18 protein-coding genes are annotated in these 21523 nt (G+C 47.8%); 17 read left to right on the top strand and 1 reads right to left on the bottom strand.

Features of this window, described 5'->3' with window-relative positions:
• Nucleotides 1–37: 37 nt before the first annotated feature.
• The 17 genes from DWY63_RS05490 (at nt 38) to DWY63_RS05410 (ending at nt 19616) form a co-directional block, all read left to right on the top strand.
• Nucleotides 38–1342, top strand: a complete 1305-nt coding sequence (locus tag DWY63_RS05490; protein WP_117801557.1) for a substrate-binding domain-containing protein — start codon at nt 38–40, stop codon at nt 1340–1342.
• Nucleotides 1343–1489: 147 nt separating this feature from the next.
• Nucleotides 1490–2998 carry a sugar ABC transporter ATP-binding protein gene (locus DWY63_RS05485; protein WP_117801556.1) on the top strand — a complete coding sequence of 503 codons (1509 nt, stop codon included), beginning with the start codon at nt 1490–1492 and terminating at the stop codon, nt 2996–2998.
• A gap of 17 nt (nt 2999–3015) precedes the next feature.
• Nucleotides 3016–4668, top strand: coding sequence for a galactose/methyl galactoside ABC transporter permease MglC (locus tag DWY63_RS05480; RefSeq protein WP_117510117.1), 1653 nt, complete (start codon nt 3016–3018; stop codon nt 4666–4668).
• A 322-nt stretch (nt 4669–4990) separates the two neighbouring features.
• Nucleotides 4991–6589 (top strand): response regulator, encoded by a 1599-nt coding sequence (locus DWY63_RS05475; protein WP_117510116.1) that lies wholly within the window; start codon nt 4991–4993, stop codon nt 6587–6589.
• Nucleotides 6590–6612: 23 nt separating this feature from the next.
• Nucleotides 6613–8448 (top strand): cache domain-containing sensor histidine kinase, encoded by a 1836-nt coding sequence (locus DWY63_RS05470; RefSeq protein ID WP_117801555.1) that lies wholly within the window; start codon nt 6613–6615, stop codon nt 8446–8448.
• Complete coding sequence (locus tag DWY63_RS05465; RefSeq protein ID WP_055267736.1) at nt 8445–9395, top strand: substrate-binding domain-containing protein; 951 nt, start codon at nt 8445–8447, stop codon at nt 9393–9395. The genes DWY63_RS05470 and DWY63_RS05465 overlap by 4 nt, the downstream gene beginning before the upstream one ends.
• Before the next feature lie 13 nt (nt 9396–9408).
• Nucleotides 9409–10458: a galactose ABC transporter substrate-binding protein gene (locus DWY63_RS05460; RefSeq protein ID WP_330411482.1), complete on the top strand. Its 1050-nt coding sequence runs from the start codon at nt 9409–9411 to the stop codon at nt 10456–10458.
• A 119-nt stretch (nt 10459–10577) separates the two neighbouring features.
• On the top strand, nt 10578–11150 hold the full coding sequence (locus DWY63_RS05455; RefSeq protein WP_117801553.1) for a DUF6553 family protein: 573 nt from the start codon (nt 10578–10580) through the stop codon (nt 11148–11150).
• 55 nt (nt 11151–11205) lie between these two features.
• Nucleotides 11206–11628 carry a PPC domain-containing DNA-binding protein gene (locus DWY63_RS05450; RefSeq protein ID WP_117801656.1) on the top strand — a complete coding sequence of 141 codons (423 nt, stop codon included), beginning with the start codon at nt 11206–11208 and terminating at the stop codon, nt 11626–11628.
• 202 nt (nt 11629–11830) lie between these two features.
• Entirely contained in the window at nt 11831–12328 is a 498-nt protein-coding gene (gene bilS, locus DWY63_RS05445; RefSeq protein ID WP_022461714.1) for a flavodoxin family protein BilS, read from the top strand.
• A 170-nt stretch (nt 12329–12498) separates the two neighbouring features.
• Nucleotides 12499–13872 carry an MATE family efflux transporter gene (locus DWY63_RS05440; protein WP_117761992.1) on the top strand — a complete coding sequence of 458 codons (1374 nt, stop codon included), beginning with the start codon at nt 12499–12501 and terminating at the stop codon, nt 13870–13872.
• Nucleotides 13873–14189: 317 nt separating this feature from the next.
• Nucleotides 14190–14492, top strand: a complete 303-nt coding sequence (locus DWY63_RS05435) for a helix-turn-helix domain-containing protein (RefSeq protein ID WP_055220202.1) — start codon at nt 14190–14192, stop codon at nt 14490–14492.
• A 91-nt stretch (nt 14493–14583) separates the two neighbouring features.
• The gene (locus DWY63_RS05430; RefSeq protein ID WP_055267721.1) at nt 14584–15123 is read left to right on the top strand and encodes a hypothetical protein; all 540 of its coding nucleotides are present in this window, start codon (nt 14584–14586) and stop codon (nt 15121–15123) included.
• 8 nt (nt 15124–15131) lie between these two features.
• Entirely contained in the window at nt 15132–16517 is a 1386-nt protein-coding gene (locus DWY63_RS05425) for a TrkH family potassium uptake protein (RefSeq protein ID WP_117801552.1), read from the top strand.
• A gap of 15 nt (nt 16518–16532) precedes the next feature.
• Nucleotides 16533–17189 carry a potassium channel family protein gene (locus DWY63_RS05420; RefSeq protein ID WP_055267716.1) on the top strand — a complete coding sequence of 219 codons (657 nt, stop codon included), beginning with the start codon at nt 16533–16535 and terminating at the stop codon, nt 17187–17189.
• Between the two features lie 11 nt (nt 17190–17200).
• Nucleotides 17201–17971 (top strand): TrmH family RNA methyltransferase, encoded by a 771-nt coding sequence (locus DWY63_RS05415; protein WP_055228546.1) that lies wholly within the window; start codon nt 17201–17203, stop codon nt 17969–17971.
• 175 nt (nt 17972–18146) lie between these two features.
• Complete coding sequence (locus DWY63_RS05410) at nt 18147–19616, top strand: polysaccharide deacetylase (RefSeq protein WP_117801551.1); 1470 nt, start codon at nt 18147–18149, stop codon at nt 19614–19616.
• A gap of 90 nt (nt 19617–19706) precedes the next feature.
• Here the strand turns inward: DWY63_RS05410 and DWY63_RS05405 are convergent, their stop codons facing one another.
• Nucleotides 19707–21473, bottom strand: coding sequence for a DUF885 domain-containing protein (locus DWY63_RS05405; RefSeq protein WP_158568328.1), 1767 nt, complete (start codon nt 21471–21473; stop codon nt 19707–19709).
• Between the last annotated feature and the right edge of the window lie 50 nt (nt 21474–21523).

Below are 21523 nucleotides of genomic sequence, written 5' to 3'. Positions count from 1 at the left end.
GCGAATCTAGCAAAATCACCAAACGGGAGGAATAAAAATGAAAAGAAAAGCATTAGCAGCAATTATGGCAGTAGCTATGGCAGTATCCATGGCTGGTTGTGGCGGATCCCCATCAGAGTCTAAAGATTCTACCCAGAAAACAGAAACAGCAGATTCTACGGCATCAACGGGCGGAAGCGTAGAAAACAAGGACAAACCTCTGTGCTGGTTCAACCGTCAGCCATCCAGCAGTGCTACCGGCGAACTGGACAAAGATGCTCTGAACTTCAACGGAAATACTTATTATGTAGGTTTCGATGCAAACCAGGGTGCTGAACTGCAGGGACAGATGGTTCTGGATTACATCAAGAAAAACGCAGACACGATCGACAGAAACGGTGACGGCGTAATCGGATATGTTCTGGCAATCGGTGATATCGGACATAACGATTCTATCGCCCGTACACGTGGTGTTCGTTCCGCACTTGGAACAGGTGTAGATGCAGACGGCGGAGTAGATTCTACACCGGCCGGAACAAACGTAGACGGAAAAGCAAAGGTTGTGCAGGATGCAACTCTGGATGTAGACGGAAAAACATATACCATCCGTGAGCTGGCTTCTCAGGAAATGAAAAACTCAGCAGGTGCAACATGGGATGCTGCAACAGCTGGTAACGCGATCGGAACATGGACAGCTTCCTTCGGTGATCAGATCGATGTTGTAGTTTCCAATAACGATGGTATGGGAATGTCAATGTTCAATGCATGGGCAAAAGACAACAAAGTTCCTACCTTCGGTTACGATGCAAACAGCGATGCTGTAGCAGCAATCGGTGAAGGATATGGCGGAACAATTTCTCAGCATGCAGACGTTCAGGCTTACCTGACACTGAGAGTTCTGCGTAACGCACTGGACGGTGTAGACATTGATACCGGTATCGGTACAGCAGATGAAGCCGGCAACTGCCTGACAGGGGGTGAAGATTACAGATACAGCGAAGAAGAGAGATCTTACTACGCATTAAATATTGCTGTAACAGCCGATAACTACAACGATTTCACAGATTCCACAAAAGTTTACGATAAAGTTGCAAAACAGCTGGATGAAAGCAAGAGCCCATCCAAAAAAGTATGGCTGAATATCTACAACGCATCGGATAACTTCCTGAGCTCTACCTATCAGCCTCTGCTGGAGAAATATGATGATCTGCTGAACCTGAAGGTAGATTACATCGGTGGAGACGGACAGACAGAGTCCAATATCACAAACCGTCTTGGAAACCCGAGCGAGTATGATGCTTTTGCAATTAACATGGTTAAGACCGATAATGCAGCAGCATATACATCACTTCTCTCCAAATAATTTGAGACAGAATAAAAGTGTAAATGGCAACGGTTCAGAGCCATGCGAAATCGAGATGAGGTTTCTGAATCGTTACCGTAAATGAATGAAATTATAGAGGGGTGTCAGCAATGATACCCTTCTTTACTAAGAAAAGGAAGCGCAGCTATGACAGAAGATAAGAATAAATATATCTTATCGATTAACGGCATGAGCAAATCGTTCGGTAGAAATAAGGTTCTGAAACATATTAGCATGAATGTCAAACCTGGAACCATTATGGGACTGATGGGTGAAAACGGTGCCGGAAAATCGACAATGATGAAATGCCTCTTTGGAACCTATCAGAAAGATGAAGGAACCATCGTATTGGACGGAAAAGAAGTGAATTTCTCCGGTCCGAAGGATGCACTGGAAAACGGAGTGGCAATGGTACACCAGGAGTTGAACCAGTGTCTTGAAAGAAGTGTTGTAGATAACATGTTCCTTGGAAGATACCCAAAGAATTCCGTTGGAGTGATCGACGAAGGAAGAATGAAAAAAGAAACATCAGACCTGTTCAGAAAACTGGGAATTACAGTTGATCTGACGCAGCCAATGAAGAAAATGTCTGTATCTCAGAGACAGATGTGTGAGATCGCAAAAGCGATTTCCTATCATTCCAAAGTCATTGTACTGGATGAACCTACATCATCCCTGACTGCACCAGAGGTTGAAAAACTCTTTAAGATGATGCGTCAGCTGAAGGCGCAGGGAATTGCCCTGATCTACATTTCACATAAAATGGATGAAATATTTGAAATCTGTGACGAAATATCCGTACTGCGAGACGGAAGCCTGGTCATGACCAAGCCAAGTAAAGAAACGGATATGAACGAACTGATCGCCGCCATGGTTGGACGTTCTCTGGACAACAGATTTCCGCCTGTAGACAATACACCGGGAGAAACGATTCTTTCCGTACAGAATATATCAACAAAATATGCACCGAAACTGCAGAATATTTCTTTTGATATCAAAAAAGGAGAAATTTTCGGATTCTATGGTCTGGTCGGTGCCGGTCGTACGGAACTTCTGGAGACAATCTTCGGAATTCGTACAAAAGCAGAAGGAAATATCGTATATGATGGAAAAGTACTGAACTTCTCCTCCCCGAAGGATGCCATGGATCACGGATTTGCTCTGATTACAGAGGAAAGAAAAGCCAATGGTCTGTTCCTGAAGGGCGATATTACATTCAATACTACCATTGCGAATATGAAACATTATAAGAGCGGAATCGCATTGTCGCATGACAAGATGGTGCGTGCAACGGCTGAAGAAATCAAGATCATGCATACAAAATGTATGGGACCGGATGATATGATCGCCAACCTTTCCGGTGGTAATCAGCAGAAGGTTATCTTTGGTAAATGGCTGGAACGTTCACCGAGCGTATTCATGATGGATGACCCGACACGAGGAATCGATGTTGGAGCAAAATATGAAATCTATGAACTGATTATCAATATGGCGAAACAGGGAAAAACAATCATCGTTGTTTCTTCCGAAATGCCGGAGATTCTTGGTATTACCAACCGAATCGGTGTTATGTCTAACGGACGTCTGGCCGGAATCGTAAATACCAAAGAAACAAACCAGGAAGAATTATTGAGACTCAGTGCTAAATACCTGTAACAGGAGGAAAATTGGAAATGGCAGAAAACAGCGTTATTATTTCGTCGGAAGAAGAAGCAAAGCTTTTGAAGCCGATCGATGAATATGTGGAAGAAATCCAGAAAAAAATCGATGCATTACGTGCAGACGGCTTTGACAAAGTGAGCGATCTGAAAAAACAGATCGCGATCGCAAAAGAAAACAAGAACTTATCCGCAACACAGAGAGATAAGATCATTGAAAACAGCAAAAAAGAGCTGGAAAATGCAAAAAAAGTAGAAGCAGACAACAAAGAAGAAATCAAAAAGCTGATCGCAGAGGCAGAAAGCTATCTGGCCGCGCATTACAAAAAGGATTATTACGACGTAGTAAACAAAAGCTGCAAAGCTGCAAAAGCAGAAGAAAACAGCAGATATGAGAAGGTCAAAGCAGATCTAAAGAGCGAGCATCAGAAAAAGGTTGCTTCTCTGAAGGATGCAGAAGAGATTAAGGCTGAGAAATATGTGCTCAAAAATAAATTGTTTGATGCACAGATGGCTCACGAATCGAAGCTTCAGGAGATCAAGGACAGAAGACATGAAGCATTCATGCATAAATATCACCTGATCGACCTGTTGCGGGCTTCCAAATTTACATTCCCGCAGCAGAGAATACAGAAACTGGAAAATTACAGATATACCTTCGATTTATCTCAGTTCCTGTACAAAAACGGTCTGTATATCGTAATCATTCTGATCTTCATCGCACTGTGTATCATCACACCGATCGTTAAAAATACACAGCTGCTGACTGTTACCAACATCCTGAATATCTTACAGCAGGCATCCCCGCGTATGTTCCTTGCACTTGGTGTTGCCGGTCTGATCCTGTTAACAGGTACCGACCTTTCCGTGGGACGTATGGTTGGTATGGGTATGGTTACAGCAACCATCATCATGCATAACGGAATCAATACAGGTGCCGTATTCGGACATGTATTTGACTTCTCCGCTATGCCTGCTACAGCGAAAGCACTGTTTGCACTGTTAATGTGTGTAATCCTTACGACAGCATTTGCCATGATTGCCGGATTCTTCATGGCGAGATTCAAAATGCATCCGTTTATCTCTACCATGGCGAACATGCTGATCATCTTCGGTCTGGTTACCTATGCGACCAAGGGTGTATCCTTCGGTGCGATTGATTCTGCCATCCCGAATACTTTCATTCCGCAGATCGGAAAATTCCCGACCATCATTCTGTGGGCTGTTGCAGCAGTTGCCATTGTATGGTTTATCTGGAACAAAACAACTTTTGGCAAAAACCTGTATGCGGTAGGTGGAAACCCGGAAGCGGCAGCAGTATCCGGTATCTCTGTATTTAAAGTAACAATGGGAGCATTTATGCTGGCAGGTATCCTGTATGGCTTCGGTTCCTGGCTGGAATGTAACCGTATGGTTGGTTCCGGTAGTGCAGCTTACGGACAGGGATGGGATATGGATGCCATCGCAGCCTGCGTAGTTGGTGGTGTATCCTTTACCGGTGGTATCGGTAAGATCTCCGGAGTTGTAACCGGTGTACTGATCTTTACCTCCCTGACATACGCACTGACAATTCTTGGTATTGATACTAACCTTCAGTTCATCTTCGAAGGTATCATTATCCTGGCAGCCGTAACACTTGACTGTCTGAAATATGTACAGAAAAAATAATGAAAGATTCATAAACAGATAGAATATAAGACAGCCCGGTCGTCCGATGGATGACTAGGGCGGTCTTTTATTCTGTTCTGGCAAAATTTGTAACTATTCAGAGCCATGCGAAATGGAAGAAAAATCGCGAATCATGTTTACATGAATGAGCTATTTTTCTGGAATTTCATATGGCGAGAAGCAACATCGAGATGCAGCGTAAGCGGAATCGAGATGGGGCTCTGAATAATTACAAAATTTTTGTAACTATTCATTCAGCAGAGAGCAATCTTCTGCTATAATGAAGGAACAACAACGTACTCCGGAAAACAGGGGGATAAGAATGGAACAATATAAAGTGATTCTTGTCGATGATGAAGTAGAGGTCATCGATGTTATGAAAAAAAAGATCCATTGGAATGATCTGGGATTTGACGTAGTGGGAAGTGCCACCAACGGCGTGAAGGCTTTGGAGCTGGTGGAAAAACTTCAGCCGGATGTGGTACTGACGGACATTAAAATGCCTTACATGGATGGACTGGAGCTGGCAAGAAAACTGAACCAGGACTATCCCAATATTTACATTATGCTTTGCACCGGTTTTGACGAATTTGAATATGCGAAAGAGGCCGTCCATCTGGAGATCAAGGAATATATGCTGAAACCCATCAGCGCCATCGAACTGTCAGAAAGCCTGATGAAGCTGAAAACCACACTGGACAGGGAACGGGAAGAAAAGTTAAATGTAAAAAAACTGGAAGACTATTTCCAGGAGGTATTACCAAAGCTGCAGTCCAATTTCTTTATTTCCCTGATCGAGGGAAGGGTCAGAGAAGAGGATTATGAACGATTCCTTTTGGACTATCGGGTGGATATGAAGGGACCTTTGTTTTGCTGCATGATTTTTCATACATCGGAAAATGATGTGCCGGATGGCATGAATCCCTTATTGTTATCCATGTCCGTGGAGCGGGAGATCAAACAGCGGCTGATGGAGAACTGTAATTGCCAGGAGTTCATCTATATGGGTAATACCATTCTGATTATGGAACTCCATTCAGAAGATGAGATAGCTCAATTGACGGACAAGTGTGACCGGTTCTGCCGCTGGGCATGGAGAATTATGGGGGCGGCGGTTACCGCAGGGATCGGAACCGTCTGCAACAGTCTGTACGATATCAGTATTTCCTACGAGGGAGCCAGAGAGGCGGTATCCTACCGTGTCCTGTACGGAACGAAAAGAGCCATCAATATCGCGGAGATCGTTCCCAAAGAGTCAAAAAAGGCGGTTCCCTTAGAAGAGACAAGGATGCAGGAGCTGTTTCGTGCCATCCATGTAGGGGATCAGGAGAAGATCCGGAAAGAAGCCATCAAGGAGACAGAAAAGCTCCATAAGAATGCAGCCACCATCAGCCAGTACAATCTGGCTACCATGGAGATTGTCAGCGGCTTTTTCAAATTTTGTGCCAATAATTCCATGGATTTCAATGAAATTTCCGGAAATGTACAGAATCTTTACGAAAGAGTGACTCAGCTGGATGAAAGCTCTATGACAAACTGGATTATCAATATGTCTATGGCGATCAGCGAAAAACTGAGAAGTACCAGAAACAGTACCTCCAGACGGATCATCACCGATGCACAGAACATCGTAAAAGACAGATATATGGAACCGGCGCTCTCGCTGGATGATGTGTGCGCAGATCTTGGTGTGTCCAATTCTTACTTTTCGTCCATCTTTAAAAAGGAAACCGGTCAGTCCTTTGTCTCCTATCTTACCGATTACCGAATGGACAGGGCAGAAGAAATGGTGCTGAACACCGATGAAAAAAGCTATAAGATCGCAGAAAAAGTGGGATATCAGGATGCGAACTACTTCAGCTATGTATTCAAAAAGAAATTCGGTGTTTCCCCTTCCAAATACAGAGCTTCCGGAAAATAGGGAACAGGTGAAAGGGAAAATACATGAAAGATAGAAAAAGAAAGCCGGATTCCAGGAAGAACATCGTATTTAACATACAGTCGATTATCCTGTCTGTCCTTATGGCGATTTCACTGGTTACGATCATTGTAATGGGATTGCTGCTTTACCATCGATTCAAGCTGGCATTGGAAAAAACAGCAGTGGACAACACGGAAGCTACTGTAGAGGCTACCGTGGACCGGTTAGATGCAGACCTGCTGGATATCCGGCAGATTATAAACGGGGCAAACTACAACGTGGTCCAGCAGTTTGATATATCCAGCGGGGAATTCTCGGAGCAGTTCAGTCTGCTCTATGAGACCAACTCCGATAAGATCCAGAGCCTGGCTTTGTATGACCCCAAAGGAAATCTGATTGCATCGGAGCCGGTGGCGGCAGAAAAGAAAAATGTGAAGGTGCAGACGCAGGAATGGTATAAAAATGCGGAAGATGCCATTGAAAATATACACTTTTCCACACCGCATATCCAGGAGCTGTTTGAGGACGGCTCTTATCGGTACCAATGGGTCGTTTCCCTGAGCAGGTATGTAGATGTCAACAAGGGAGAGACACCGGAAACCGGTATTCTTTTACTGGATATGAAATATTCTGTGATCAGGGACGTGATGAAGCAGATCAATGACTGTTCCGGCGGAATCTACTATTATCTGACCAGTCAGGACGGAGAGATGATCTATCATCCACGGGGAACGGAGTTAAACCGCGGATTATTTGAAGAAAACAGTCTGGACGCGGCAAAATACGAGGACGGAACCTACGAGATCCGTTCCGGCGGTCAGAACGAGACCGTGATCGTCGGCAGCGTAGCCTATACAGGCTGGAAGATGATCGGTGTTGTGCCAGAGAGCGTGCAGGCGGCAAACTACAAGAACTTCCGTTACTATGTATTTGCCACGATTCTGGTTCTTCTGGTCATGCTTTTGGAGGGAAATCAGCTGGTATCCCGGAAGATATCCAAACCGATCCGGGAGCTGGATGCTTCCGTCAAGGCCCATGAGGCAGGAGGAAAACCGGATATCTATATCGGCGGCTCCTCGGAGATCCGCCATCTGGGACATTCTGTGCAGAAGTCCTATGAACAGATCGAAAAACTGATGGACGAGATCATCCGGCAGCAAAATGAACGAAGAAAAAGTGAACTGGATGCCCTGCAAAGCCAGATCAACCCCCATTTTCTGTATAATACACTGGAGTCCATCACATGGATGGTGGAAGCCCAGGAAAATGAAGCAGCGGTTCGTATGATTTCCGAACTGGCAAAATTACTTCGTGTCAGTCTGTCACGGGGTAAGACCATCATTCCCATTAAGGATGAGCTGCAGCACAGCAGAAGCTATATGAATATCCAGCTGGCCCGGTACAAAGAGCGATTTAAAACAGAATTCCGGATTGAGGAAGAGATTGAAAACTACTGCATTGTAAAGCTGGTGATCCAGCCTATCCTGGAAAATGCCATCTATTATGGCGTTGGCAATATGGATGAGGATGATGGCGGCATGATCATCGTCAGCGGAAAAAAGAAAGACGAGGACATTCTGATCACCATCGAAGACAATGGGATGGGCATGCGGGAAGAAGTCCTGGAAAATATTCTGACGGATAACAGCAAGGTTCCGAAGCACGGTTCCGGCGTGGGTGTGATCAATGTGCATTCCAGAATCCGGCTGATGTTTGGCGAAGAATACGGACTTTCCATAGAAAGCGAACCGGACGAAGGAACAAGGGTTACGATCCGTATTCCGGCAATCCCATATACACCGGAAAACGCAGAAGCATTGGAATTACAAAAATACATACAGAGGAGACCGGGCGGATGAAAAAGAACAGAATGAAATTTCTTATAATTGAGTTTCTTTTGCTGCTGCTGGCAGTATTCTTTGTATGGAAAATTTTCGATCAGAACGTAGCAGAGCCCCGGATTGCGGTGATTCTTCCGGAGTCCGGTGACAAACGCTGGGATGCCCTGATCAAGGGAATGAAGCAGGCTGCGGCAGAGAACAACGTTCATATGATCATCTGCAATACGGAAGAGATCGACGGGCCGGAGGCGGAAAGAGAATTTATCAGGGAACAGAAGGACAACGATATTGATGGCTTTATCATATATCCGGCACCCGGTCATGAGACGGAAAATATGCTGAAAAAAGAGTGTGGAAATAAACCGTATCTGCTGATTGCAGATGGTCTGGCGGTAAAAGAAGGGAAAACTGCCAGTCCCACGATCCAGCCGGATTACCGGGAGATCGGAAGATGGCTGGGAGAACGGCTGAGAACAAAAAAGCAGAAGATCGGAATTATCGCCGACTGGAAAATGTCCGAGGCTGTACAGGCGGAGATTTGTGGATTGAACGAGGCGCTGGAAGGCAGCGAAAGCAAGATCAGCTGGTGTATTTACCGGAGAAAAGAACAGGACATTGTGGAGCGGATGAAGAAGGAAACAGAGGCGGATGCTCTTGTCATCCTGGATGCAGGAATATTGGAAGAGTTTGGAGAGCAGGCAGAAAATGGAACATACGAGGGCGCGGAGCTTTATGGAGTGGGTTACAGTCTGAAGACGATTGCACTTCTGGATAACGGAAACATTCAGGGGCTGGCTGTGCCGGACGGATATGAAATCGGCTATAAAAGTGTGGAAGAAATAACCAAAAGGATCGAGCACAGGTCTTATAAAATGCAAGGATATATAACCGAATATCAGGTACTTGGCAAGGAAAATTTCTCTATGGACGAAGATTTAGAAAGGTTTTTATATTCCTATGAATAAAAAGAAAAGAAGGGTGGCAGTATTATTATCTGCCACGATAGGGAGTGCGGTGCTTGTGCTGTCGGGGTGTTCCGGCAAGTCGGACCAGACAGAGAAAACCCTGCGGGTCGGAGTGATAACCTACACTCAGGATGATCCTTTTATCAATGGATTGACGGATGAACTGAAGGCGCAGCTGAAAGCCATGGAAAACAAAGAACGAAGGATTATCGTATCGACAAAAAGCGGAAACGACGATCAGCAGGAACAGAACGAAAAGGTGGAAGAGATGATTGATGCCGGCTGTGATGTGCTCTGTATCAATCTTGTGGACCGGACAGCTCCGTCCCGGATCATCCGAATGGCAAGGAATGAAGACATTCCTGTGATCTTTTTTAACAGGGAACCGGTAAGGGAAGACCTGATGCAGTGGGAAAAGCTGTATTATGTGGGCTGTGATGCAGAACAGTCCGGGATTATGCAGGGCGAGATTGCAGAAGAATACATCAAGAGCCATCCGGAAGTCGATAAAAATCAGGATGGAAAGATCCAATACGTGCTTCTGGAAGGAGAAGCAGGCCATCAGGATGCCATCAGCAGAACAGAGTATTCCGTAAAGACACTGATGAAGAATGATGTTATACTGGAAAAGCTAAGCTATCAGTTAGCGGACTGGAACCGGGGACAGGCGGAAAACCGCATGAACCGTCTGATCAGCCAGTACGGAAAAAAGATTGAACTTGTTATGTCCAACAACGATGAGATGGCACTTGGGGCTGTGGAGGCCTATCGGAAAGCAGGCTATGTCCGTGAAGAATGGCCGGTGATCTTCGGAATTGATGGCCTGGAAGAGGCTCTGGAAGCCGTAAAGGCAGGAGAGATGCAGGGCAGCATCCTAAATGACAGAGTGGATCAGGCAAAGAAAATGGCGAAAATGGCAGTGGAGCTGTTCGAGGGAGAGGAATTTGACCAGGAAAGCCTGAAAGAAGGCCGGTATTATTTTTCAGAATATCAGAAGGTAGACGGCAGCAACATCGATGAGTACCTGAACGCAGAAGAGACGATTTCCCACTCCGAAATGTAAGCAGGAAGACTGCGTTTGCAGGCAGAAAGAGTAAGTGAAGACGTGTCTTTATTTTAAACCAATCAAGCAAGCAGCGAAGCGGATTGCGAATATCCGCCTGACAGAATGAGGAAAAACAGATGGAACATACATGGACCAAAGATTTTTATCAGGAGACAGATCCGGCAAAACGGCAGCAGATCTTAAAAGAATATATCGGAGAGGAGGAAGCCTGGGAAGAAGAATACCGGGCTCGGCTCTGGACGGCTCGATACGGAAAACGGAGGCTCCAGAAGGATGAATTTGTCAAATGCCTGATGGAACTGAAGTATCTGGCGGAAGGAACCTCTCTGGATCTGGGAGGCGACAGAAGAAAGATGGGAGCCCGGATTCTCTCCACGTTGTGCCTGGCGGAAGCCATGCAGTCAGAGGAGAGATATCAGAAAATTCTTGAGGATGAACTGTACAATGTATTCCTGAAGTTTATTCAGGTCAGCAGAGGAGGCAGAGGATTCACCTCTCTGGTATTCGGCATGGGACAATTATCCGAAGAAGGAATCGCGAAAAAAATCGCCGAGCAGATCAGTGTGATCGCCTTTAAGGCGCCCCGCCTGCTTCGTATGGAAAAAGAATTCACCCTGCTCCGGGAAGCCGCGCTCCGGGCATATCGGCAGGAGTATCCGAACAGGGAGCATTTCCTGAACAAATATTGAGATGATTGCAGGAAATATCTGAAAAGTGGCAGACGGAAAGAGAAAGGAGAACAAAATGGAATACAGAAAATTTGACAATGTCATAGTAGCAAGGATTGACAAAGACGAGGAAATACTGGAGCAGCTGAAGGTAATTGCCATAAAGGAGAATATAAAGCTTGCCAGTATCCAGGCTCTTGGAGCGATCAACGATTTCACAGTTGGAGTATATAAGACAGACAAAAAGAAATATGATGCAAACAGCTTCCAAGGGTATTATGAAATTACATCACTGACAGGTACAATCAATACAATGGACGGAGAATATTATGCACACCTTCATATGAGCGCCGGAAATCAGAACGGCGAGGTGGTTGGAGGACACCTGAACAGAGCGATTGTCAGTGCAACCTGTGAGATGGTCATCACGGTAATTGGCGGAAGAGTGGACAGAGTTCATGATGAAGAAACCGGACTTAATATTTTTAAGTTTAACTGAAGCTGCAAAGCAGCTATTCGGTTATGAGCAAGTAGCGAAGCGGATTGCGAATATCCGCTTGACTTAAAAGCCTGAGAGGAAATAGTGAGAAGCAACATCGGGATGCAGCGTAAGCGAAATCGAGATGTGATCTGAAGAGATAATACAATTTACGAAAAAGTGGATTTTCCACATAAATACCTGAACTGGAGGTGTAGGGGCTATGATAAAAGAACATTATTCGATCCTGTTTTGCAGCTTAACGGGTAATACAAAGAAGCTGGCTGATGCAATCTATGAAACGTTGCCAAAGGACAAATGCGATTATTTTGGCACAAACGATTCGCAGGTACCGCAATCCGACGTATGCTATATCGGATTTTGGACGGACAAAGGGAATGCAGATCAAAAGACATTAGAATTGTTGTCGAAATTAAAAAATAAAAAGATTTTCCTGTTTGGAACAGCTGGATTTGGCGGAAGTGATGCCTATTTTGAAAAGATTCTCGGACAAGTCAAACAGTCGATCGATGCAAGCAATACGGTCATCGGTGAGTATATGTGCCAGGGAAAGATGCCACAGTCTGTGCGCGAACGGTATATGAAAATGAAAGAAAACCCGGAACATCCGGCCAATCTTGATCTGCTGATTCAGAATTTTGACCGTGCTTTGTCACACCCGGACAGCGAAGATTTGGAAAGACTGAAAAAGTCATTATGAGATAGAAAAGTATGTTGTGCTTGATAAAAATAATCAGATAAGAGCAAGATTCGCGAAATAATTGCAATGGATCGTCAAATGGAATAGAATGGAGAGAAAAAAGAAAGGTGTGGAAAAGGCAGGGCTGGCAAAGCATATCCGGCAGATGAGGTCATGCAGAAACAAAAACAATGAAAACTACAACAAAACAAACTCATTTATACAGTAACACGGATCTTCGCAAGCTTTTAATTCCAATCATCATTGAACAATTGCTTTCTTCCCTGATGGGAACTGTCGACACGATGATGGTCAGCAATGTCGGGTCTGCCGCAATTTCGGCAGTCTCGCTGGTGGATTCCATTAATATCTTAGTCATTCAGGCGCTTTCTGCGCTGGCGGCAGGAGGAGCGATTCTCTGTTCGCAGTATATTGGAAGCGAAAAACGGGATGGAGCAATCCGTTCGGCACAACAGGTGCTTTTTGTTATGACAGTTTTGTCCGTCGCATTATCCGCGGGCTGTCTGATTTTCCGTGTTCCGCTGCTGCGCGTGATTTTCGGGGCAGTGGAAGCGGATGTTATGAAAAATTCACAGGTGTATTTCCTGTTTACGCTGCTGTCATTCCCGTTTATCGGTCTTTACGATGCGGGCGCATCCATTCTGCGGGCGCAGAACAACAGCCGCAGTCCGATGGTGATTTCGGTGATTTCCAACTTTATGAACATCGGCGGAAATGCCATTCTTATTTTCGGCTTCCATATGGGTGTCGAAGGAGCCGCGATTTCGACTTTAATTTCGCGTATTTTCTGTGCGGTTGTCGTACTGTGGAAGCTTCGGGATGAAAGCAAACCGATTTTTGTGAAGCAGTATCTTTCCATTCGGCCGGACTTTGGTTTGATCAAAAAAATACTGTTCATCGGTATTCCATCGGGAATCGAGAACAGTATGTTCCAGTTTGGAAAGCTGGCGATTCAGTCCACTGTGTCCACACTTGGCACGGTTGCCATTGCCGCACAGGCGATGACGAACATCCTTGAGAACCTGAACGGTGTCGCTGCGATTGGTGTCGGCATCGGACTGATGACGGTAGTCGGTCAGTGTCTCGGCGCGGGCCGGAAGGATGAAGCAATCTACTATATTAAAAAACTGTGCTGGCTGTCAGAAGTGGTTATCGTTGCAAGCTGTCTGCTGGTATTTGTGCTGACAAAACCGATTACGATGATCGGCGGTATGGAGGCAGAGAGTGCAAAGCTCTGCATGCAGATGATGATCTTTATCACGATTGTAAAGCCGCTCTGCTGGGTCATGGCGTTTGTCCCGGGATACGGCATGCGGGCTGCCGGAGATGTAAAATTCTCCATGATCACGTCCTGCTGTACGATGTGGCTGTGCCGTGTGAGTCTCTGCATTTATCTGTGCCGCGTATGGGGATTCGGCCCGATCGCGGTCTGGATCGGTATGGCGGCAGACTGGAGCCTGCGGTCCATTCTCTTTACCATCCGGTTCAAATCAGGAAAATGGCTGAATCATCATTTAATAGAAGAAAAGAAACAGGAGAGCTAAACATCTTCTTCCGGTAAAAAGGAAAGCGCATATGCAAGAGAGTCGTTGAGATGAGATTTTTGACCGCGGCTGGAAGCCGTACCGGATCAATCACCTGAGCTGGTGGAAAGAGGAGCTTGCATCCGAAGAAGAGATGGAAGAGGGACGGAACAATCTTGCAGCACATGACAATCGGAATGTAGATGAAAAGAAAATCCTTTTGTACGAACAGATCACTCGGGTTGTGTAGAAACAGGAAGAAAAAACTGGATTTTTCCAGTACCGGATGATAAGATAAAACTGTGTTTCGGGATGGCTTAAACATATGGAGGTGCAGGATGGAACCAATTTATTTGTCAATCCAGCAGAAAGAAACTGGCAGCCGCATCAAATCCCTTCTTCGTGAAAGCGGATACACCGTGAGAGACATTCAGAATGCCATGGGTTTTGAAAATCCACAGGCGGTCTATAAATGGATTTCCGGCAAGTGCCTGCCAAGTCTGGACAACTTTCTCATTTTAAGCAGATTATTAAACACAAGCATCGAAGATATCCTCGTCATTGACGGGGATATTCCTCGCTTCAGGATAATTTTAAACTACACACAACGGTGGCAGGAAAGTCTCCACCGGCTCCGTTGACTTTATATGTGCAAACTGATAAGATACTCATAAGTATGTTCTTATGGGTATCTTATTTTTGTATTTCAAAAAGAAAAGGGGAAATTAAATAATGACAAAAAAGAAAATCATTGGCCTTTGCATCGGCGCTGTCGTTCTTGCCGTGGCTGCGGCCGGTGTGAAGGAAGGCAGCTGGCTGATGAAGCATCGCCGGATGCAGAATGAGTTTACGCATGAGATGAATGCATTCACGACTAAAACAAACGCTGAGCTGATCCAGCCGACGATTGTTGCGGAGGATGATATCTACGGCTGGCTTTTCCATGAGGAAGATGACGGGCTGTACATGAATCTCTATTACCGGATCAAAAACGAGTCCAATCAGCACGAAATTGCATCCAGTGAATTTCCTGTGAAGATCAAAAAGGAGCTTCTTGCGGATGATGAAGTGTGGAGCAGAACGACGCGGACCGCGAAAAATCAGGTTCACGCGGAATACCTGGAAGGAGAAGATGACATGACGGTTTCGTTTGACGTCTATTACCAGTGTGAGGGTTCCTGCGGGGAATATTTTGCGGATATTACCGTGACGGACAGTGAGACCGGAAAGCTCTACTACAGCAGTGAAGCAGAAAATGAAGCGGCAGAATAGGAGGAGCGATGGCCGAAAAAGAAAGCAAAAATAAATGGCATACACCGGCGGAGCGGATTATGATGCTGGGGTTTGCTGCGGTGATTCTGCTGGGGACAATTCTTCTTTGCCTGCCGGTTTCTGCGGCGGACGGAAAAAGCGTTTACTGGCTCGACGCCCTGTTTACCGCAACGACATCTGTCTGCGTGACGGGCCTTGTCACCGTTCCGACGGCGACGACATGGAGTACCTTTGGAAAAATTGTGATCCTCGGGTTGATTCAGTTCGGAGGTCTTGGCATCATGGCGTGCCTGACGATGGTGTTTCTGATCCTGCGCCGGAAAATCAGTCTGCAGAGCCGTAAACTGATCCAGGACACTTACAATCTGCCGGTTTTAAAGGGCAGCGTCGGTATTGTGCGGAAGCTGCTGATCGGCACGGCGGCGGTGGAGCTGGCGGGAGCCTTTTTCTACAGCTTCTGGTTTGTGCCGGAATACGGTTTCTGGAAGGGAATCGGCTACAGCCTGTTCCACTCCGTATCCGCCTTCTGCAACGCCGGAATTGACCTCGTCGGGGAATCCTCGTTCGCCCCGTTTGTGACGAACCCTCTCATCAACTTTACGACGATGGGCCTGATTTTCTTAAGCGGCCTTGGCTTTCCGGTCTGGTGGGAAGTTCTGGAGCGCGTGCAGGATCTTGTAAAAGGAAAACGGACCCGGAAAAACTTCGTGCGCGGCTTCACGCTCCACACCAAACTGGTTCTGACGACAACCGTCATTCTTCTGTTCGGCGGGGCGCTTCTGATCCTCGCGCTGGACTGGAACAACGCATCCTCGCTTGGCAGCTTAAAACCGGCGCAGAAGGCTATGGCGGCCTTCTTCCAGTCCGTGACGACGCGAACCGCCGGCTTTGAGACGATCCCGCAGGCAAACTTCTCGGACGGCTCCGCGATGGTAAGTATGATCCTCATGTTCATCGGCGGCTCTCCGATGGGAACGGCGGGCGGTGTCAAGACGACGACTGTTGCGATTCTGCTCGTGGTCGTCGCATCCTACATCCGCGGCGATTCCGACACCGTGGTCTGGGGACGGAAGGTCATGGAAGAAAACATCCGCACCGCGGTCGTTATTTTCTTCTTCGCACTGACGATGGCATTCACCGCGACGGTGCTTCTGATCTCTGTCACCGGAAGTCCTCTGCTGGACTGCCTGTATGAGATCGTTTCCGCTGTGGCAACCGTGGGACTGACGCGGTCGCTTACGCCGACACTTCCGGCGGCGGGAAAAATCATCGTAATTCTGGTCATGTTCATGGGACGTCTTGGACCGGTTACGCTGGCCATTGCACTGCGGCGGAGAAGCGGAAGAAAAGATGTGGATATCCAGCGCCCGGAACAGCGGGTGCTGATTGGATAAAAGAGGAGAAAAAACATGAGTAAACAATACGCAGTCATCGGACTTGGAAAATTCGGCTTCGCCGTGGCGACGACACTGGCGCAGGCAGGAAAAGAAGTGCTCGCGGTCGATAAAGACCCGGAGCTGGTACAGGAGATCGCCGATCTCGTCACATATGCGGCGCGCGCGGACATCACCGACAGCCGTGTTTTTGCATCGCTTGGCATCAGCAACATGGATGTCGTGATCGTCGGCATCTCTGAAAATATGGAGTCGAGCATCCTCGCCACCCTGCAGGCAAAAGAGGCGGGCGTGCCGCTCGTCATCGCAAAGGGCATGAGCCAGATGCATGCCAATATTTTGAAAAAAGTCGGCGCGGACCGCGTCGTGATGGCGGAGAGTGAGACGGGCATCCGCCTCGGAAAAAGCCTGATTTCCGGCGGCTTCCAGGACTTCTTCATGCTGTCGGATTCGTTCTCCATGGTAGAGCTTCCCGTGCCGGAAGAGTGGACGGGGCATAACCTCGAGGAGCTGGATCTGCGGAAGAAATACAGTATCAACGTAATCGCCGTCAAGGACGGGGAAGACATCCGTGTCACGGTCAATCCGAAGACGCTGCTCCGCGCAGAGGAAGTGCTGATTCTGATCGGCGAAAACAAAGAACTTGCCAAATTGATGAAAAACAGGAAATGAGGGGACCATTCATGATTACAAGCAGCAGCAATGCACAGGTAAAAAACATTATTGCGCTGAACAAAAAAGCAAAAGAACGCCGGGAGCAGGACGTTTTCGTGGCGGAGGGCTGGAAAATGTTCCAGGAAGCGCCGCGGGAATGGCTGAAAAAAGTATATGTGTCTGAGAGCGGCAGCAAAATGCATGAAATGCCGTCCGACGGGACAGAATACGAAGTAGTGGACGACCGCGTGTTCCAGTCCATGTGCGACACGAAGACGCCGCAGGGTGTTTTAAGTGTGATCCGCATGCCGCATTACACCGAAGAGGAGGTGATGGACAACGGAAAGACACCGCTTCTGATGGTACTTGAGGATCTGCAGGACCCTGGAAATGTCGGAACAATCATCCGCACCGCAGAGGGCGCAGGAGTCACCGGCATCATCATGAGCCGCGGTACCGCGGATATCTTCAATCCGAAAACGATTCGCTCGACGATGGGCTCGATTTACCGTATGCCGTTTCTGATCGTCGACGATGCGGTCGGATTTGTAAAAGGCTTAAAAGCGCGGAAGATCTGTACGTACGCGGCACATCTGCACGGCGTGCATTCCTACCGCGAGGAGGATTACACAAAAGGAACGGCATTCCTGATCGGAAATGAGGGAAACGGCCTGACCGATGCAATGGCAGAGGCCGCCGAGTGCCTGATCCGTATTCCGATGGAAGGAAAAGTGGAGTCGTTAAACGCAGCGATTGCATCCGCCGTTCTCATGTATGAGGCACACGGCCAGCGCGCATAAAAGAAAGAGCGTTACCGGTTTTCTTACATTTCTCTTAACCTGCCGGAAACCTACTCGACAGAACCGGTATTTTGAGCTAAAATAGAAAGAGCAGAGTCCGGGCTGAATTTCTGTCAGTCCGGTAAAACTGTAATATTTGCCAGAAAAGCAAAAGCTGTTTTGGGAGGAAGGAAAAATGAGTGAGAAAAAAAACATCAGTAAAAAGGAGCTCCGAAGAAGAAAGCGGAAGCGTGCGCTGATGATCAAAACAGGAATTCTATGTGTTCTGCTTGTCATCTTCGGCATTGGAATCTGGGCTTTGGCCGGAGGAACAGAAAAAATCCAGCAGAAAGCACAGGAAAAAGAGGATCAGAAAACAGCAGAGGTGGACGGTTCCATATCGTCGGACAGCACGGGAAGTGCTGAAGCGCCGACAACGAAAGCACAGATTATGGCGGAAGCCGATGCACTTGCGCAGACATACGATTACGATGGAGCCATTGAAAAGCTCCAGAGCGTAGAGGGCGCAGCGACCGACGCGGATATCATCACAAAAGTAGCAGAGTACACCAGCACGAGAGATGCCTGTGTGCGCGTCAACGTCAACGAAGTAACCCACATTTTCTATCATTCTCTTGTAGTCGATCCGCAGAAAGCGTTCTATCAGGACAACGCACAGACCGCAGGCTTCTGCCAGTGGATGACCACCGTGGATGAGTTCAACGCGATCACCCAGCAGATGTACGACAGAGGATATGTCATGGTTTCGATCAACGATCTCGTGAAAAAGACCGTAGATGATGACGGAACCGTTCATTACGAGGAAGGGGACATTTACCTGCCGGAGGGCAAGAAAGCATTCGTTCTTTCTCTGGATGACCTTTCCTATTACCACTCTTACGACGGACGCGGCATTGCCAGCAAGATGGTAGTCGGCGACGACGGAAAACCGACCTGCGAATATATTCAGGATGACGGAACTGTTGTGACCGGTGCTTACGACTGCATCCCGCTGATGGATCAGTTTATCGAAGCGCATCCGGATGCCGTATACCACAATGCGCGCGGAACCGTAGCACTGACCGGCTACGATGGAATCCTCGGATACCGCACCGACGGTGATTACAAGACGAGAGAAGATCTGACGGATGATCAGGTAGCATGGCTTGATGCACACCCGGATTTCGACTGGGATAAAGAGTGCGAGGAGGCGAAAAAAGTAGCCGATGCGATCAAAGCAGACGGCTGGACATTCGCAAGCCATACCTGGGGCCATATCCGTGTCGGCGACAAACCGATCGAGACGATCCAGGCGGATACCGAGAAATGGCTGACGTATGTTGCACCGCTCATCGGCGGAAGCGATATCATCATCTTTGCACATGGACAGGATCTTTCCGACTGGCACGATTACACGATGGACAATGAGAAGTTTGCTTACTTAAAGAGTCAGGGCTTCAACATCTACTGCAACGTAGATTCCTCCCAGTATTTCGTTCAGGTAAGAGACAATTACCTGCGTATGGGACGAAGAAACCTGGATGGATACCGTCTGTACCAGAACCTCTACGGAGGCGGCGAGGACAGAACAAGCGATCTGTTTGATTCTGCCTCTGTTATTGATCCGCAGCGGCCGACAGATCCATCTCTTTACAATTTAGGTTAAAGAATTTTGAAAATGAAAAAGATCTCACAGAACTTTCTATTATTTATAGAAGAAAGTCTGTGGGATCTTTTTTTCAGCAGGGCGAACCGTTTACAGATATTTTTCTACGAGCGGAAACGGCAGAGGCCCGAGACGGAGCAGTTTTTCATGGAAACCGATCAATGAGAATGAGTCACCTTCCTGTTCCTGCACTTCCGAGAGGAGCTGTGAAAACGAGAGCGATCCGACACAGTATTTCAGATAGTTCGCCGGTGTCTCGAGAATATACTGATATAAAGAGGCAGCGGCCGACGCATCCGTGATGCCGAACTGCGCCAGAAAGGCTGACGCATCCGAGAGGAGCCATCCCTGGCTGTGGATTCCGAGATCCAGCAGCGAGCAGAGGGTAAGATGCACCGAGCGGTTCAGATACCAGAGACGGCAGAGCGCCTGCGTGTTTGCATCGAGATTACGTGCGGCGTAGCGGCAGGCATATGATTCAACGTAGGTTGCCCATCCTTCCACATAACCCGACGGCGCGTAGAGATGGCGGATCAGAAGCGGGTCGGAGCGCGAGAACGAGACGGTCTGGTACAGATGGCCGGGAAAGCCCTCGTGGGCAAGTGTGGAATACAGTTCGATGCCGGTCATCTCATCCGCGGGATTCAGGTAAATGGAGTTGGGTGAATTGATATCGGCGGGCGGTGTGAGATAAAAGGCGGGGCTTAAAAAATCCTTGAGGGAGTCATCCACGGTCTTTACTTCGTATGCGATACCCGAAAGAACGGGAAAATCTTCAGAAACGGCATTCTGCAGATCGGCAAGCATTTCCTCCGGCGTGGAGAACGGCAGCACGAGCGCCTGCTCGGAGAGGGAGAGCGACGGATTCTGATCGAGAATGATCTGCATTTCGGCACACTGGTCCGCAAGCTGCTGTGTTAAAAGGCGGGTCAGCTCCTCCGGTGAAGCATCAACACCGACGCGGCTGCGGAGAAGATACGCATAGTAGGAAAGTCCGCCTTCCTGCCGGGAAAGACCACCGGCGTTCTGTGTTCCTTTGCCGCGGAGTGAAGAAAGCGCATCGGAAAGAGAGCGGTAGGCGGGAAAAACACAGGAGGTAAGGAGTTTTTCATGCGTCTGCAGACAGAGATTCCTTTCCGCCTCAGAAAACAGTGAAGACGCCTGCAGTTTATTCTGAAAAACGGTGTGGAGCAGATGGATTTCCGGTGTATCCGCGTCGGCGAGAAAAGCACTGCACTGGTGGATAATGCCATCGACCGCAAGGTCATTCTGAAACACGCCCTGCCGGGATTTTTCCTGCTCGAGTGCGATGAGGTCGGAGAAATAGCGCGGGAGATCCTGCAGAAGATGGAGGTAGTCGGCGATATCCTGCTGTGTGCGGAACGGGTACTCCGCGAGCAGAATGGGAAGCTGTGCCTGAATCCCGAGCGACGGACCGAGCGGTTCCGCAAGAAGGCTGGTGCTGCCCGGCATTTTCTCGCAGTCCAGCTCGTAGAGCAGAAGATCGAGCGTGATCTGATTTTCCGCGGAGAGGCGGTTGCGATGAAAGGATGTGAGCGTTGTTTCCACACTCTGCAGCAGGGCATCATACGAGGTGCGGTCAGGGATGGAAACCGTGCCGAACGAGGCGGTGCCGGGGGCAATTCCGCGGGAAGCCGGATCGGCGAGGGTATAGTGGAGCGTGATGGCAGAAGAGGTTACCTCGGAGTGGAACCGTTCCTCCACATACGCGGAAAACCGGCGGTTCTCACCAGGGGAAAAGAACGGGGAAAAATACCAGAACAGCAGGGCGAAAAGAAGTCCGCCGCACAGAAGCAGAGGGAACAGGATGCGGCGGTGCAGAGAAGCTGGTTTCATAGAATAGGCTCCGGTGCGGACAGTTATCATAAAGTATGTAAAAAATGCTG

This window comes from Blautia sp. AF26-2, assembly GCF_003460955.1.
Taxonomy (GTDB): Bacteria; Bacillota; Clostridia; order Lachnospirales; family Lachnospiraceae; genus Fusicatenibacter; species Fusicatenibacter saccharivorans.
This window is presented reverse-complemented; position numbering and strand designations above follow the sequence as displayed.